General features: G+C 65.3%; 17 protein-coding genes. 4 read left to right on the top strand and 13 right to left on the bottom strand.

What is annotated here, in order from left to right; all coding sequences use genetic code 11:
- Positions 1-18: 18 nt before the first annotated feature.
- From U1738_RS19350 to U1738_RS19340, 3 genes are all read right to left on the bottom strand, one after another.
- Entirely contained in the window at positions 19-282 is a 264-nt protein-coding gene (locus U1738_RS19350; RefSeq protein WP_332790671.1) for a hypothetical protein, read from the bottom strand.
- An 80-nt stretch (positions 283-362) separates the two neighbouring features.
- Positions 363-623, bottom strand: coding sequence for a hypothetical protein (locus tag U1738_RS19345; protein ID WP_332790670.1), 261 nt, complete (start codon positions 621-623; stop codon positions 363-365).
- A gap of 202 nt (positions 624-825) precedes the next feature.
- On the bottom strand, positions 826-1,233 hold the full coding sequence (locus U1738_RS19340) for a MerR family transcriptional regulator (RefSeq protein ID WP_332790669.1): 408 nt from the start codon (positions 1,231-1,233) through the stop codon (positions 826-828).
- Positions 1,234-1,296: 63 nt separating this feature from the next.
- Here U1738_RS19340 and U1738_RS19335 point away from each other — a divergent pair, with 63 nt between their 5' ends.
- Positions 1,297-2,064: a MauE/DoxX family redox-associated membrane protein gene (locus tag U1738_RS19335; protein ID WP_332790668.1), complete on the top strand. Its 768-nt coding sequence runs from the start codon at positions 1,297-1,299 to the stop codon at positions 2,062-2,064.
- A gap of 20 nt (positions 2,065-2,084) precedes the next feature.
- Here the strand turns inward: U1738_RS19335 and U1738_RS19330 are convergent, their stop codons facing one another.
- The 5 genes from U1738_RS19330 to U1738_RS19310 all read right to left on the bottom strand — a co-directional run bounded on the left by U1738_RS19330 (position 2,085) and on the right by U1738_RS19310 (position 6,654).
- Complete coding sequence (locus U1738_RS19330; RefSeq protein WP_332790667.1) at positions 2,085-3,338, bottom strand: copper resistance protein B; 1,254 nt, start codon at positions 3,336-3,338, stop codon at positions 2,085-2,087.
- Positions 3,335-5,293: a copper resistance system multicopper oxidase gene (locus tag U1738_RS19325; protein ID WP_332790666.1), complete on the bottom strand. Its 1,959-nt coding sequence runs from the start codon at positions 5,291-5,293 to the stop codon at positions 3,335-3,337. Before U1738_RS19325 ends, U1738_RS19330 begins: the two co-directional genes overlap by 4 nt.
- Before the next feature lie 68 nt (positions 5,294-5,361).
- The gene (locus U1738_RS19320; protein WP_332790665.1) at positions 5,362-5,931 is read right to left on the bottom strand and encodes an RNA polymerase sigma factor; all 570 of its coding nucleotides are present in this window, start codon (positions 5,929-5,931) and stop codon (positions 5,362-5,364) included.
- Between the two features lie 10 nt (positions 5,932-5,941).
- Entirely contained in the window at positions 5,942-6,382 is a 441-nt protein-coding gene (locus U1738_RS19315) for a periplasmic heavy metal sensor (protein WP_332790664.1), read from the bottom strand.
- On the bottom strand, positions 6,379-6,654 hold the full coding sequence (locus U1738_RS19310; RefSeq protein ID WP_332790663.1) for a hypothetical protein: 276 nt from the start codon (positions 6,652-6,654) through the stop codon (positions 6,379-6,381). Before U1738_RS19310 ends, U1738_RS19315 begins: the two co-directional genes overlap by 4 nt.
- 127 nt (positions 6,655-6,781) lie before the next feature.
- Between U1738_RS19310 and copC the strand changes: the two genes are divergently transcribed.
- On the top strand, positions 6,782-7,153 hold the full coding sequence (gene copC / locus U1738_RS19305; RefSeq protein ID WP_332790662.1) for a copper homeostasis periplasmic binding protein CopC: 372 nt from the start codon (positions 6,782-6,784) through the stop codon (positions 7,151-7,153).
- Positions 7,154-7,156: 3 nt separating this feature from the next.
- Positions 7,157-8,083 carry a copper homeostasis membrane protein CopD gene (gene copD, locus U1738_RS19300; protein ID WP_332790661.1) on the top strand — a complete coding sequence of 309 codons (927 nt, stop codon included), beginning with the start codon at positions 7,157-7,159 and terminating at the stop codon, positions 8,081-8,083.
- Positions 8,084-8,173: 90 nt separating this feature from the next.
- On the opposite strand, the gene U1738_RS19295 is transcribed toward copD, so the two are convergent.
- The 5 genes from U1738_RS19295 to U1738_RS19275 all read right to left on the bottom strand — a co-directional run bounded on the left by U1738_RS19295 (position 8,174) and on the right by U1738_RS19275 (position 15,591).
- Complete coding sequence (locus tag U1738_RS19295) at positions 8,174-11,419, bottom strand: efflux RND transporter permease subunit (protein ID WP_332790660.1); 3,246 nt, start codon at positions 11,417-11,419, stop codon at positions 8,174-8,176.
- Positions 11,416-12,576: an efflux RND transporter periplasmic adaptor subunit gene (locus U1738_RS19290; RefSeq protein ID WP_332790659.1), complete on the bottom strand. Its 1,161-nt coding sequence runs from the start codon at positions 12,574-12,576 to the stop codon at positions 11,416-11,418. The genes U1738_RS19295 and U1738_RS19290 overlap by 4 nt, the downstream gene beginning before the upstream one ends.
- Positions 12,573-13,832: a TolC family protein gene (locus U1738_RS19285; RefSeq protein WP_332790658.1), complete on the bottom strand. Its 1,260-nt coding sequence runs from the start codon at positions 13,830-13,832 to the stop codon at positions 12,573-12,575. The genes U1738_RS19290 and U1738_RS19285 overlap by 4 nt, the downstream gene beginning before the upstream one ends.
- Before the next feature lie 50 nt (positions 13,833-13,882).
- Positions 13,883-14,158: a hypothetical protein gene (locus tag U1738_RS19280; protein WP_332790657.1), complete on the bottom strand. Its 276-nt coding sequence runs from the start codon at positions 14,156-14,158 to the stop codon at positions 13,883-13,885.
- A 107-nt stretch (positions 14,159-14,265) separates the two neighbouring features.
- On the bottom strand, positions 14,266-15,591 hold the full coding sequence (locus tag U1738_RS19275; protein WP_332790656.1) for an MFS transporter: 1,326 nt from the start codon (positions 15,589-15,591) through the stop codon (positions 14,266-14,268).
- 86 nt (positions 15,592-15,677) lie between these two features.
- Between U1738_RS19275 and U1738_RS19270 the strand changes: the two genes are divergently transcribed.
- Positions 15,678-15,947 carry a metal-sensing transcriptional repressor gene (locus tag U1738_RS19270; protein ID WP_332790655.1) on the top strand — a complete coding sequence of 90 codons (270 nt, stop codon included), beginning with the start codon at positions 15,678-15,680 and terminating at the stop codon, positions 15,945-15,947.
- Positions 15,948-16,037: the final 90 nt, after the last annotated feature.

Below are 16,037 nucleotides of genomic sequence, written 5' to 3'. Positions count from 1 at the left end.
ATACTTCCCGACCTTTGATTACGAGCGTTGATTCTCGCAGCAGGGCATTCCCTGAGCGTCGCCGTTGACCGCCATCTTGTGATCGCAAACACCGGCGCTCGCCGTCACCATCGACGGCACCCAGACCCGGCGCGGTGCCGTGATCGGCCCGCGAGGGCTGGGAGCCTGGACGTCGGGACGCCATTCATAACGACCCTCTTGGGCCATCGTGGAGGCGGACGCGGATGTCGCCGCCAGTAGGGCGGCAACGCCGGCGAGGACGCCGGAAATCTTGGTAGTCATGACGATATTCCTTGATCTGAGCATTGGTCGTCACGCCGTGCGCGCTCTTATGAGCAGCAACGGCAGACGGATTCCGGGTGTCAGATCAGGAAACTGGGCGGGTCGGGGTCGGGGCCGTAGGTCCGTCCATCAAGACGCGCGGTCAACGGCCAGGCCGGATCGAGACGATCGAGCTGACGTGTCTTGAGGGCAACGCTGACCGGCTCGGCGATCGCCGCGGCCGGGCAACCCATTGCCGCAATGCACTGGAGCGTCATCTTCTTGCACGGCACCGAGCCGTGCATCTGCCCCGATGTTATGCCGTCGCAGCATTCCATCGCCGCCATTGTCGCCATCGACATGGAATCGCTTTGAACGGGACTCATCGCCATCGCTGTCGTCTGTCCAAACAGCCCTACGACAGCGAACAAAAGCAAAAGAGGGCGAAGCAAGGCTGTCACGTCGTCCTGCAACCTAAGCCAACGGTGTTCCGAGTCAATTCGCCGCAGCCTGGATTTGGTTACGCACGAAATTCAACTTGATGATGTTCTTGCCGCCGCACCGCTAAACGGTCTCGAATGCAGCCAGTATCGGACATGGGCCTTCGATCCCCGACCCACATTCGTCCGCGAGCAGGCGTAATGATGCGCGAACCTGCTGAAGTTTCTCGATCCTGGCGTCGAGGGCGGCAATGCGCTCGGTGGCGAGTTGATGCGCACGCGCGCGGTCGTCGGTTGCGTCGAGCGCCAGCAGCTCCCCGATCTGCTCAAGCGTAAATCCTGCGGCCTGTGCGGAGCGAATGAAGCGAAGCCGACGCGCGTCCCCGACGCCGTAGCGTCGGATACCACCACTTGCTCCTGCGTTGTTCGGTCTGTCGGGCGTGTCGAGCAGCCCGCGGCGTTGGTAGTAGCGCACCGTTTCGATGCCGACACTGCCCGCCCGCGCAAGTCCCGCGATCGTCATGTCTTCCATGCCTTGACTCCGGACTATGGTACGGACCCTATATATGTGGGGCAAGCACGATGGAGAAGCATTATGGCGACCGCCCCCGCCAAGCAGGCCACGATCTACCGGATGGTGATGCCCGTACACACCTGTCCTTATGGTCTGAAGGCGAAAGACCTGCTGCGCCGGAAAGGCTATGCGGTCGAGGATCACTGGCTCCGCACGCGGGAGGAAACCGACGCCTTCAAGGCGAAGCATGGCGTCAAGACGACGCCGCAGACCTTCATCGCCGGCGAGCGGGTGGGCGGCTATGATGATCTGCGCCGCTTCTTCGGCAAGACGGTGCGCGATCCCAAGGCCGTCACCTATCGGCCGGTGATCGCGGTGTTCGCCATGACGGCGCTGATGGCGGTGGCGGTCAGCTACGCCATGTCCGGGACGCCGTTCACGGTGCGCGCGGGCGAATGGTTCATCGCCTTCTCGATGTGCATCCTCGCCATGCTCAAGCTCCAGAACGTCGAGAGCTTTTCGAGCATGTTCCTCAACTACGACCTGCTGGCAAAGCGCTGTGTGCCTTATTCCTACATCTACCCGTTCGCGGAAGGGGGAGCCGGCGTGCTGATGGCGGCGGGCGCGCTCACCTGGCTGTCGGTGCCGGTCGCCCTCGTCATCGGCACGATCGGCGCGGTGTCGGTGATCAAGGCCGTCTATATCGACAAGCGCGAGCTGAAATGCGCCTGTGTGGGCGGTGACAGCAACGTGCCGTTGGGCTTCATCTCGCTCACCGAGAACGTGATGATGGTCGCGATGGCCCTGTGGATGCTGGCGGCTCCGGCCTGGCTTGCGATGGCGCAGTAGGCGGCGGCAACGACCGATCGTCAGAACCAGATGCGCACGCCCGCGACGAAGCTCGTCGTGGTCGGGTCTTTGCCCTGGGCGCGCGTGAAGTCGACGGTGCGGCCGGCCTGCGCGAGATAGGAGATGCCGACATAGGGGGCGAATTGTCGCCGGATCTCGTAGCGGAGCCGTAGCCCCAACTCGGCGTCGGTCAGTCCGCGACCGATGCCATTCTCCGGCACGTCCTGCGCCGCCAGATTGAACTCGACGCGCGGCTGAAGGATCAGCCGCTGCGTGATACGCTGGTCGTAATAGCCTTCAAGGCGTCCGAGAACATCGCCCTTGTTCGACAGGAACAGCGCCCCCTCGACCTCGAACCAATAGGGTGCCAACCCCTCGAACCCGACGGTCGCGTAAGTGCGTTTCGGGGACGGCCCCAAGTCCTGACGGACGCCCGCCTGAAAATTGAAATAGGGTCCGACCGCCCGGCTGTAGAGCGCCTGCACTTCGGCGCTCTCGATACCTTCACGAAAAGCGCCTTCGCCCTCGCTTTTCAGCCAGAGGCGGTTGATGTCGCCGCCGAACCACGCCTCGCCGTCCCATCGATAGCCGTCGCGGCCCTGGCGGGCCTGATATTCTGCGAGGTTGAACAGCACTTGGTAGAAGGGCTGGCCGCCTTGCTCGAACATCATGTCCTTGCGCGCCTTCGCCATATCGGCCGGCGGGAACTGGCGATCGGCGTAATGGTCCATCGGCGGGGCGGGGGCGGGCGCATTGCCGGCCGGAAGCGCGGTGCCGGCCTGTGCCATGTCGGGCATCGCCATCCCGGTCATACCCGACATGCCCAGCATGTCGTGACCGCTTTGCTGGCCGGTGGGCATGGTCATCCCCGGCATCGCCGAATGGTCCATCCCCTGCATCGGCTGCGAAGAGCCCTCTGCGGGTTTCTGGCCGCTTAGGGGCGTCGGCATCCCCGGCATGGACTCCATGCCCTGCCGAGCGCCCTGAGCGGGCTGCTCGGCACTTCCGGACATATCCATTCCCGGCATCGCCGAATGGTCCATGCCCTTCATGCCCGCCATCGGTGCGGTCGAAGGCTTGGCGGGCGTTGCGCGTCGCACAGGCGGGCGCTTGGCCTTGGCGGGCTGCTTGGCCTTCGCGGCCGGTTTGGCGGCGGGTTTCTTGGCGGGCATGGACATACCGGGCATGTTCATGCCCTGCATCGACTGCGCCGCGACGGGGGCGGCGATGGCGAGCAAGGCGGTCGCTGCAAGCGCGAAAGCAAGACGGGTCATGCGGCGTCTCCGCGCGGGCGCACGCTCACGGTCCGCATCATGCCGGCGTGCATGTGGTAGAGGAGGTGGCAGTGGAACGCCCAATCGCCGACGGCATCGGCGGTGAAGTCCCATGTCACCTTGCCGCCCGGCTGAACGATAACGGTATGTTTTCGCGGAGCATGATCGCCGTGCCCCGTCACCAGCTCGAAGAAATGGCCGTGGATGTGGATCGGATGCCCCATCATGCTGTCGTTGATGAGGTTGATCCGCACCCGCTCGCCTTCGAGGAAGGGAATCGGCTCATGCACGTCGGACATCTTCTCACCATCGAACGACCACATGAACCGCTCCATGTTGCCGGTCAGGTGAATGTCGAGGCTGCGACCGGGCGCGCGCACGTCGGGGTTGCGTGTCAGCGCCATCAGGTCGCGATAGACGAGAACCTTATGTCCGACGTCCTCTAGCCCCTGGCCCGGCTCGCCGGTGCGATCCATCGGCATCGGCGAGATCGTCTGCACGCCCGGTCCCTTCTTCACCTGGGGAGCGTTCGAGAATTCGCGCATCTTCATGGACCCCATGTCCATCGCGCCCATGCTGCCCTGCTGGCCGCCCATCGCGCTATGGTCCATGCTGGCGATCCCGTCGGTGCTGCCGCTCGACCCCATCGCACCGTGATCCACGCCCGCGTGGTCCATGCCCGGCATGGCGCTCTGCTGGCCGCTCATCGCCATCGTGCCCATCGCCATGCCGGCGCCGGGTGTGGTGAGCTTGGCGGACCGGTTCTTCTCGGCCGTGGGATCGGGGCCGCGCATCTTTCCCATGTCGCCGCCCGACATCTCCATGCCGCCCATCGACGACATATCCATGCCCATGTCTTTCATCGTGGCGAGCGGGCGCTTGCGTAGCGCCGGCACCTCGGCCGCCATGCCCGCACGCGGCGCGAGCGTGGCGCGCGCGAGGCCCGATCGATCGATCGCCTCGCCGACCAGCGTGTAGGCGCGGTCGTCGGTCGGGGTGACGATGGCGTCATAGGTTTCGGCGACGCCGATCTGGAACTCGTCGACCTCGACCGGCATGACGTTGTTCCCGTCAGCCTGGACGATGGTGAGGCGAAGGCCGGGTATGCGGACGTTGAATGTGGTCATCGACGAGGCGTTGATGACCCGCAGTCGCACCCGCTGACCGGGGGTGAACAGCGCCGTCCAGTTGTCGCGCGGGCCGTGCCCGTTGACGAGATAGGTGTAGGCGGGGCCGGTCGCATCGGAGATGTCGGTGGGGTCCATCCGCATCTTGCCCCAATCGATGCGCTCCTCGCCAGTCTGGTCCTTGCCCGCCAACAGGCCGACGAGGGTTTGGCGCTGGTAGTTGAAGTGGCCAGGATCGACCTTCATGCGGCGGAAGATGCCCTCGGGGCTGATCTGGCTGTGGTCGGAAAGCACGATGACATGCTCGCGATCGGACTGCACCGGGTCGGCCCCGGCCGGGTCGATGACGATCGGCCCGTAATGGCCGAGCTGCTCCTGAAGCCCGGAATGGCTGTGATACCAGTAGGTGCCGTTCTGCCGAATCGGAAACTCGTAAAGGAAACTCGACCGTGCCCTGATGCCGGGAAACGACACACCGGGCACACCGTCAAATTGCGCCGGCACCAGCAGCCCATGCCAGTGGATCGAGCTGTCCTCGTCCAGGTCGTTGATGACGTTAAGCCGCACATTCTGGCCTTCGCGCAGCCGGATCAGCGGAGCGGGCACCGTGCCGTTGATGCCGATCGCCTTGGATGATCGGCCGTCGATCATCATCGTCTGGCGCGCGATCCGGAGCGTGATGTCGTTGCCGGTGATGGTTGGGAGCGGCGTGGTGATGCCTGCCGAATTGGTCTGCGCCCACGCCGGCGTATAGGCCGACAGGGCGAGGCCGCCGCCCGCAAGGGCGGCTCCACGAAGCATCTGGCGGCGATCGATGGTGCGGCTCATTCAGTCCTCAAGGCTTGCGGGGAGGCGTGCCCCTTACAGCCTTGATACGCGGTGCGGTGCGCTACCCCTTAGCTCTTTCCCAATTGCTCCAGCAGTTTCGCGCGAGCGCGGTATAGCCGGGTTTCGACCGCCTTTTCGCTGATCGACAGGATGGCTGCGGTCTCGGCCTGGCTCAGCCCCTCGATTGTCCGCAGCACGAGCGGTTCCTTCAAGGTGGTCGGAAGGTCGGCGATGGCCCTGGTCACGCGGCGCAGCTCCTGCCGGTCGCCCGCTGCCTCGTCGATCGCGCGGGCGTCGTCCGCCACCGCTTCCGCCTCCGCCCCGATCGGCAAGGCGAACGCGAAGAAGCGGCGCACCGTGCGCTTGCGCCCCCAATCCCGGCATTTGTTGAGCGCGATCGTCGATAGCCAGGCGCGCATCGATCGGTTGCCGTCGTAACGGGCGAGCGCCTGATGTGCGGCGACGAACGTCTCCTGCACCAGGTCCAGCGCCTCGTCGCTCTCGCCGACGCTCGCACGCACGATCCGGTAGATCGGCTGCCGATGGCGACGCATGATCTCAGCGAAGGCGGCATCGCGCCCGGCGATGGTAAGGGTTGCAAGCTCGCCTTCGGTCAGTGTCATCCAGTCAAGGCTCATGCGCCCGGACTCAACGCGCGTCGTCGGTCAGCGCCTTCACCACCGCCTGATCGAACTGCCTGGCCTGATCTGGCCGAAGGAGCTGCCGCATGACGAAGATGTGCGCGAGCGTCGCCTTTTGCAGCTCGCCCATGACGGCATGGCTGCGATCGACGGCAGCCGTGACACGTGGCCCGTTGCCATGTTCGGCCTCGATCGCCTCGGCGAGCCGGGCATTGTCGGCGCGCAATTCCAGCTCGAACGCGCGCCGCTGCACCGCGAACCTTTGTTCGAGTACCCGAAGGCGCGCCTCCTGCTCTGCGTCGAGCGCCAGCTTGTGATGCAGCACGTCATGCAGCTCCGCCCCCGGCTGTGCAGGCGCGGGCAATAGCTCGCGACCCAGGAACACACCGCCGATCGCGGCAATGAAACAGGCGATGGCGCACAATATGAGACGTGTCCGCCCGCTCACGGCGCGCCGCCAAGCAGGGTCGAGGGCGCAAGTGGCGATCCCGGCCCGAGTGGGGAAAAAGACGATATCGCGCGGGCCGGTTGTGCCGGGAAGCCGGCGCCGACAATCCCCATGACCAGCGCCGCTGCGATCGTCACTGCGCCAATACCCAATCCGGCATGTGCCGCCGGGCGTGCGGCAATGCGCGCCATCACTCTCGCTTCGATACCATCCAGGCTCGCGGGGACTGGCGCGTGCGCCAGCCTCGCCAAAGCTGTGTCGAGATCATCCATGTCGTTCACTCCACCCCTCTAGCATAGGTTACGCAAATGCGGTCGCTACCCCTCAAGACGGTCGCGCTGAGGGGTCGGCGCGCGGGCCGCGTAAAGAAGGGCAGGCCCACTTTGCGAAGGAACCTCTATGCGCCGTCTGTCCGTTCTGCTTGCCGCCGCCATCGCCTCGGTCGCGTTCGCTGGCGCTGCCCAAGCCCATCCCAAGCTGCTGTCCGCCACACCCGCCGCTAATGCGACCGTGGCGAAGCCGGCGAGGATCGAACTGCACTTCAGCGAAAAGCTGATGCCCGCCTTTTCCAAGGCCGATGTGACCATGGCCGCCATGCCCGGCATGGCGGCGATGAAGATGGCCAGCGCCGTCGCGGTGTCGCCCGATGGTCGCACGCTCGTCATCACGCCGAAGGCCCCGCTGCCCATGGGCCGCTACAGCGTTTCCTGGACCGTCGTATCGACCGACACGCACAAGGTCGCGGGAAGCTATGCCTTTGCGGTGAAGTGAGCCGTGGGGGACGGGTCGCTGATCGGCGTTCGCTTCGCGATCTATCTAACGCTCGCGGCGCTGTTCGGCCTGTCCGCCTTCAGCCTCTATGGTCTGCGGGCAGGCGAGCGCGGTGACGCGCTCGCCCTGCGACCCTGGATATTGACCTGTGCGAGCGTCGGGCTGCTGCTGTCGTTCGCCTGGGTCGTGCTGATGGCTTCCTCGATGGCGGGGACGCCGGCGTGGCCGATCGACGGCGAAGCGGTTGGCGCGCTGCTGATAGGCTCGGCGATCGGCACGGCCTGGAAGGTCCGGATGGCGGCGCTCGCCGTCGCGGCACTGGCAGCCACACGCGCGCCCGATCGCGGCATTGCGGTGTGGATCGTCGCGCTCTCCGCTGCGGTCGCGCTCGGGGCATTGGCGTGGACCGGGCATGGTGCGATGGACGACGCCGCGATCGGCTGGCTTCACCTCGCGGCCGACATCCTTCACCTGATTGCCTCGGGCCTATGGGTGGGCGCATTGCTCGGGCTGATCCTGCTGGTATCGCGGCGATCCGCGCGCGTCGATACGGCGCATCTCGCATTGACCCATCGCGCCCTGCACGGGTTCGGGGCAGTGGGGACGGTGGTAGTTGCCGCTATCGTCGTCACCGGCTTGGCCAACGGATGGATGCTGGTCGGCCTTGGAAATGTCGAAAGCCTTGCAACGACACTCTACGGCCAGCTTCTTTTGTTAAAATTAGCACTGTTCGTCGCTATGATGGGACTTGCTTCGCTCAATCGCTTCCGGCTGACGCCGGCCTTTGAACGTTCAATCGTTGCCGGCGATTACGTCCACGCGCTCAGCGCGCTGCGTGCGAGCCTTGTGGTCGAGACGGGCTGTGTCGCGGTGGTGCTGGGGCTTGTCGCGTGGCTCGGGACGCTGGCGCCGCTTGCCTCGGGCGGGTGAAGCGAGGCCGGGGCTAGAGCTAGAAATGAAACTTGTCGAGGCGTGTAGGAAAATGGGCGTCGCGGCTTGAAGACCACGACGCCCGCCTAATCACTCAAAGGTTGCCAGACTCTCGGAGCGTTGGTCAGCATTTTTGCGGCGCCTCGCAGCAAGACGAGATACCCAAGCTGCGATCGCCGGCAGCACCAGCAGGGTAAGCGCGGTCGACGAGATAAGGCCGCCGATGACCACGGTAGCCAAGGGCCGCTGCACCTCCGCGCCGGTGCCGGTCGCGAGCGCCATCGGCACGAAGCCGAGCGACGCCACCAGCGCGGTCATCAGCACGGGCCGGACCCGTTCCATCGCCCCATCGGCGATAGCCTTGTCATCGTTCTGGCCACCCTCGCGATGCTTGCCGATCGCGCTCATCATCACGAGTCCGTTCAGCACGGCGACGCCCGATAAGGCGATGAACCCGACCGCCGCGGTGATCGAGAACGGAATGCCGCGAAGTAATAGCGCGAACACACCACCCGCCAGCGCCATCGGCACGGCCGAAAACACGATTGCTGCCGGAATGAAACCGCCGAGCGCCAGATAGAGCAGAGCGTAGATGGCGAGGAAGCAGATCGGCACGACGATCATCAGGCGAAGGCGCGCCGATTGCAGGCTTTCGAACGTCCCGCCCCACTCGGTATACATGCCGGTGGGAAGCTGCATCTGCCCGATTTTCGCCTGCGCCTCCTCGACAAACCCGCCAAGATCGCGCCCGCGCACATTGACCTGGACGATCACCATGCGCTTGCCGTTCTCGCGGCTGATCTGGTTCAAGCCTTCAGTATAGCTGAACCGCGCGACCTCCCGGAGCGGGATCGAACGCGCGGCCTGGCCGTCGATCGTCGGCAACATGACGGGAATCGAGCCGAGTGCGTCGATGTCGTCGCGCTGCGCATCGGGAAGCCGGACCACCACGGCGAAACGACGGTCGCCCTCGAATAGCAACCCCGCCTCGCGACCGCCAAGCGCCGCGGCGACCGTGTTCGCCACGTCCTCCACCGTCAGGCCGTAGCGAGCGACCGCCTGCCGGTCGATCTTCACGTCGAATGTAGGCGCGCCGTCGGTTTGCTCCGCGCTTACGTCGGCCGCGCCGGGGATGGCGCGAACGGTTGCCGCGATCCGCTTGGCCTGCGCGGTCATCTGGTCGAGGTCGTCACCATAGAGCTTGATCGCCACGTCCGACCGGACGCCGGCGATCAGCTCGTTGAACCGCATCTGGATCGGCTGCTGGATCTCGGTGCGGTTGCCGATCAGCGGCTTCATCCGCTCCTCGATGCGACGCAAGATGTCCGCCTTGCTGCGAACCTCGGCCGGCCATTCGCTCTCCGGCTTCGGAATGACGTAGGTGTCGGACGCATTGGGCGGCATCGGGTCGGTGCCAAGATCGGCGTTGCCGTTCTTGGAGAAAACCAAGGCCACCTCCGGCAGCGTCTTCAACGCATTCTCGATTTGGAGCTGCATCTGCGTCGACTGGTCGATCGAGGCCGAGGGCACGCGGAAGTTGGTGACGGTGATGTCCTTTTCGTCGAGCTGCGGCATGAACTCCTCGCCAAGGAAGCCGAAACACAGGATCGCGGCGACGAAGACGCCGACACCGCCCAGGATGAACGGCACGGGGCGGCGGATCGCTTTGTCGAGCGCCGGCGCATATCTCTCCTTGAACCAGCGGATCGGCCGCACCTCCGTTTCACTGACCCGGCCCTTGATGAAGATCGCGATCATTGCCGGTACGAAGGTGAGCGACAGCACGAACGCGGAGGCGAGCGCGACCATCAACGTGACCGCCATAGGTGAGAAGGTTTTGCCCTCTATGCCCTGGAAGGTGAGCAGCGGTACGAATACGAGAAAGATGATGAGCTGGCCGAACACGGTCGGGCGGATCATTTCCTTTGAAGCGCCGATTACTTCGCTGAGGCGCTCTGGGAGCGTGAGCAACCGCTTTTCATGCTCCTGTCGTTCGGCAAGCCGTCGCAGCGTGTTCTCGACAATGATGACTGCGCCATCGACGATCAGGCCGAAGTCGAGCGCGCCAAGGCTCATCAGATTGCCCGATACCCCGAGGCCGTTCATGCCGGTCGCGGTCATCAGCATGGTGATCGGGATCACGGCCGCGGTGATAAGGGCGGCGCGCACATTGCCAAGCAGCAGGAACAGCACGACGATAACGAGCAGCGCACCTTCAATGAGGTTCTTTTCGACCGTCGCAATCGTCGCGTTGACGAGCTTGGAGCGGTTATAGACGGGTTCCGCGAATACATCGGGCGGGAGCGCCTTGTTGATGTCGGTCAGCTTCTCCGCGACGCTGGTCGCGACGATGCGACTGTTTTCGCCGACCAGCATCAGCACGGTCGAAATGACTGCCTCCGATCCCATGCGACTGCCGGAGCCTGTGCGCACCGCGCCTCCGATCACGACCTGGCCCACGTCCTTCACGCGCACGGGGACGCCGTTGCGGGTGGCAACCACGGCCTCCTGTATGTCTTCGATCGATTTCAGGCGCGCGTCGGCACGAACAAGGAAGCTCTCCCCGGCACGGCGGACATAGTTCGATCCGGCGGACAGGTTCGCCCGCTCCATCGCGTCGGCCAGTTCGGTGATCGAAAGCCCGTAGGAGGCGAGCGCATTGAGGTTCGGTTCGATCAGATATTGTTTGACGTAGCCGCCATTGGAATCGACCCCGGCAACGCCCTTCACGGTCCGCATCTGCGGCCGGATGATCCAGTCCTGCACCGTGCGAAGATAGGCGGCCTTCGCCAGCTCGGTGGTCAGCCGCTCCCCCTCGGGGGTGAGGTAGCTGCCGTCCGACTGCCAGCCCGGCTTGCCGTCGATATGTTCCACGCCGCCCTTGCTGTCGGGATGGCGGAAGGCGACCGAATAGAAGAAAATCTCGCCAAGCCCCGTGCTGAGGGGGGCAAGATTGGGCTGCACGCCCGCGGGCAGACTATTCTTGGCCTGTGCGAGCCGTTCTGTGACCTGCTGGCGGGCGAAGTAGATGTCGGTGGCGTCGGTGAACACCGCCGTCACCTGGCTGAACCCATTGCGCGAGAAGGAGCGCGTCAGTTCCAGGCCGGGGATGCCGGCGAGCGCCGTTTCGACCGGAAACGTCACCTGCTTCTCGATGTCGACCGGGCCAAGCGTCGGCGCGAAGGTGCTGATCTGCACCTGTCGATTGGTGACATCCGGCACGGCGTCGATCGGTAGCTTCGTGATCTGCCACACGCCGATGCCGACGACGACGAGCGTGAGGAAGGCGACCAGCCAGCGCAGATGCACTGAGGTCGATAGGATGCGCTCGATCATTCCTCGCCTCCCGCATTCTTCTCAAGCTCGGCTTTGAGCAGGAAGGCATTGGTCGTCGCGATCGGTGTGCCAGCGGCGAGGCCGCGGGCGACCGCGACCATACCGCTCGACCGACTGCCGATCTGAATCGGCTGCGCGCGGAAGCCGACACGCGTCCGCACGAACACCACGGTCTGATCGCCAAGCGTCTGAACGGCGTCCTGCGGCACCATCACCCCATCACTTGCCGCGCCGCCGCTGGCGAAGATGCGGGCTTGGATGAGTTGGCCGGGGACCAGCGTGCTGGTAACCGCGCTTGGCGTAACGACGACCGTCGCGCTGCGCGATTGCGGATCGACGACCCCCGTTGCCGACCTGACGCGACCGTCGATGGTGCGCCCGTCATTGGTCGACAGCTCCACCCGATCGCCAGCGCGGATGCGGCCCGCATCGGCGGGCGGCACGCTGACCGTGATCTGGAGGCGATGCGGATCGGCGACGCGAAACAGCTCGGTCTCAGCCGCGACGAATTGCCCGAGATTGGCCGCAGCGCTCGTCACCCGTCCGGAGACGGGGCTGATGACCGCAACCGAACGGCCGTCGCCCAAGACGCGCGCCGCCCCGGCTGCGGCGCTGGCGCGGCGCGAGTCGGCCTGCGCGACGGCAAGGTTCGCTTGCGCGGTTTCGAAGTCGGCACGAGGACTGACACCCTGATTGAGCAACGTCCGCTCACGTGCGAGCTGTCGCGCGGCGAGTGTCACCCGCGCCGACGCTGCAGCACGATCGGCGGCGATCTGCGAAGCGTCGCGGCTCTCAACGAGCGCGAGCGTCTGCCCGGCGCGGATGGGATCGCCGATGCGCGACAAGATGCGCGTTACGGTGCCGGGCGCGCGGGCCGTCAGCACCGCCTCGGCATCCGGTGTCGCTTCGACCGTGGCAGATGCCGGGATGGCAGCGTCGAGTTCTCCCGCCGCAGCGGAAGCGACCGTGATCTGCGACACGGTGATCGACTGCGGCGTCATTGTAACGGTCGTAGCCGGCTGCGCTGGCTTAGCGGCTGCGCTCGCGGGAGCGGAAGGTGGCGGTGCCTGGGTGAGGCGCGCTGCGCAGAAACCAAGTGACGCTGCGGCAACCAGGCCGATGGCGGCGCCGATGTAAAGACGATTTCTATCGGTCATTGGACCGCTTCTCCGGTGATGGTGAGACCCTGCAAGCGGGCCAGATTGGCGCGGATATCGAGACGGGCTGAGGCGGCATCGAGGATGACGCCGCGCGCCACCCCGAGATTGTGGCGTGCCACCAGCAGCTCGATCAGCGGCGACTTGCCCGCCTCGTAGGCAATGCGAGCAAGGCGATAGCCCTCTTCGGCTGTCGCCAGCGTGCGGTTGGCAGCGGCAGCGCGGACATCGGCCGCCGCGACCAGCGCCAACACGGCACCTGTGCCGGCCTGCGCTTCCAACCGTGCTGCGACGGCGCGTGCCTCGGCACCTTGCAGGTCAGCGCGCGCCGCTGCGATGTTGCCGCGATTGCGATCGAAGATCGGCAGCGGGAGCGAGAAACCGGCGACGATGGCGGGGCCGCTCGCGACCCGTAGCTGGCGGACACCGAGCTGGGCGGTGACATTGGGGATGGCAAGCCGCTGTTGAACCGTCACTGCCTTCGCGGCGGCATCGCGTTCCGCTTCGGCCAGCCGCACGGTGGTCGCCTGCATCGGATCGATCGGGCCATAGGTCGGCTTGGCGTCGAGCCGGTCGAGGAGCGATTCCGTGACGCCGGTGAACGGCGTCACGACCCCGGCCAGCGCCGACAGCCGCGCGAGCGCGGCAGTTTTCAAGGCGCGCGCGTTCTCGAGATCGGCTTGCAGCGTATTCAGCTCGGTTTCGGCTTGAACCTGCCGAAGCCGCGCTTCCTTGCCAGCGCCAACAAGCGCCTGCGCGACCTTCAGATCAGCAGTCGCTTCCTCCACCTCATCCTCGGCGAGGGCGATGCGCCGATCGGCGATTTCCGCACCCCCATAGGCGCGCGCCAGCTCGGTCGCATAGGTTAGGCGACCGTCGCGATTGCGCGCCTGCGCGGCGGCGATGCCGGCTTCTCCGGCGGCGATTCTGGCCGATCGCTTTCCGCCCAACTCGATGGGCTGGTCGATCTGGAACGTCGTCTGCTGCTGGCTTCGGGCGTTCGCGGTGAGATCCCCGGCGAAGTTCTCCGCATAGACGTTGATCGAGGGATTGGGGCGCGCACGCGCCTGTGCGGCGAGGCCGCGGGCGCGCGCCACGTCGGCATCCAGCGCCATGACACGCGGACTTTCGCGTGTCTGGCTCAATAGCTGTGCAAAGGGCGGCGCGGTCTGCGACCACGCCACGCCGGCGGGCCACAGCGCCGCCAGGGTGCCGGCGAGCGCGAATATGCGCTGCCAGCGAAAATTGCCGTTCATCATCATTGATCCTCCAGGGTGGGCCGATCGGCGGCAAGCGCCAGCGAGGCTTAGCCGCGTGGAGGTCGCAACAGCTCGGAAGGGTCGATTTCGCTACGGAGAAATGTATCGCGCGGCGACCAGCTCTGGTCAGACACGACCGCCACGGTAGGCGTCGCAAGCGGCCCGGCGAGCGCAATCAATTCGCCTGTCGCATGAGCGAGCATGTGAACCGGACCGTCCGGGTCGCTCGGCTTGGACCGATCATGATCATACTCGACCGACGCGGCATGGAACGGCTCGTGGTCGTGGACGATTGCACCATGCCATCCCGACAGGCCGGTCATGCACAACATCGCGACGACGGCCAACAGGGCGCCAGCGAACCTTGAGCGGAATCTACGAACCGCCATCACGCGAAGCGTAGGCGGCGCGAAAGTGCGGAGCAAGCGCATCACGCTTTGGGCCATCGCGAGTGCCGACGATCAATCACATACGGATGATCGCCGACCGCATGGACTTGTCGGTGCGGATCGTCGTCGGCGAGGTCACCATGCTCGTGCGCGATGACGTCGGGATCGTTCGATGGCCAGATCAGGAACGCCGCGACGACCCCGATCGCTGCAACCGCCGCCATCGCCGTGAAGGCGGCGGCCATGCCAACACGCGCGCCGAGCTGCCCGACAAGCGGGTAGCAGATCAACCAGCAGACATGGCTGAGCGCGAACTGCGCCGCAAAGAGCGCGGGCCGATCGTTGGCATTGGCCGAGCGCCGCAACAACCGTCCGGAGGGGGTCACGCACGCGGAATAGGCGACGCCCATCACCAGCCACCCCGCGAGCAGAACATGCCAGTAGGGCGTGCCTGGTGGCATCGTCGCGGTGATCGTCGCCAACAGGCCGAGCGTTATGGTCAGCGCGGCCGCGGCGATCAGCATGACGGTCCGGTCCGAGATCTGATCGAGGATGCGGGGCAGGGTCAGGGCAGCGGTGATCGAGCCGGCTCCGAATGCGGCGAGCGTCAGCGCGACGTCGCGCTGGCTCAGTCCCATTCCCCGCACGATGACGACGGTGTTGACGATGACCATCGCGCTTGCCGCAGCGGCGGTCAGCGACAGGGCGAGCAGGCCGCGGAGTCGGGGCGTGGCGAGATAGATGCGCGTGCCGCGTGTGGTCTTGTCGTAGATGCCGCCTTCGGCCTCGACAGGCGCGGGCCGCGGTAGGACCGTCGAGACGACCAGCAGTGCCGAGGCGACGAAGCCGACCGCTGTGCCGGAGAAAAGCCAATGGTAGCTCATCATGGTGAGGAGCCCGGCGGCAAGGATCGGGCTGGTCAGGCTCTCCATGTCGTAGGCGAGCCGCGACAGCGACAGGGCACGGGTATAGTCGCGCTCCTCGGGCAGCACGTCGGGAATTGTTGCCTGGAAGGTCGGCGTGAATGCGGCCGATGCCGATTGCAGCACGAAGATCAGAATATAGACCTGCCAGATCTGGTTCACGAAGGGCAGGCATAGCGCTACTGCCGCCCGGATCACGTCCATGCCAACCAGCAGCGCGCGGCGCGGCACACGATTGGCGAAGGCTCCAGCGATCGGCGCGACGCCGATATAGGCGATCATTTTGATGGCGAGTGCCGTTCCCAGCACCGCGCCAGCGCTACCTCCGGCAATGTCATAGGCGAGCAAGCCGAGCGCGACCGTCGCGAGACCCGTTCCGATCAGCGCAATGATCTGCGCGAGAAACAGGTGACGGTAGGTCCGGTTGGCGAGCACGCTGAGCATGGCGCTGCATATCCCCCATGGGGGATCGCGTCTATCCCCCTCGGGGGATACTCGACAATGATGGCTGATAGGCCTTACATAGCTTGATGGCCCATACCGCTCACACCAGTCACCCTGACATCATCAAACGGCTGAATCGCGCTGCCGGTCATCTGCGCAGTATCGTTGGCATGATCGACGATCAGCGTACCTGCGTCGATATTGCGCAGCAGCTTCAGGCAGTCGAGAATGCCGTCGCAAGCGCGAAACGGGCACTCATCAATGATCATATCGATCATTGCCTTGTCCATGCCGAAGAGGGTGAAGGGACCAAGCACGCCGTCGACCAGTTTCGGGCGATTTCGAAATATTGGTAGAATTGGCGGACTCTCGTGTGCTGCCCCGTTCTTTCCGCGATGCCCGACACGAGCGATAGCCCGTCGTCCGACGGCACGTGAATGATGCCT

Origin of the sequence: Parasphingomonas caseinilytica (assembly GCF_036663755.1) — a bacterium.
Taxonomy (GTDB): Bacteria; Pseudomonadota; Alphaproteobacteria; order Sphingomonadales; family Sphingomonadaceae; genus Sphingomonas.
Note: the sequence above shows the minus strand (reverse complement) of the source record. Positions and strands in the feature narration are given on the sequence as shown.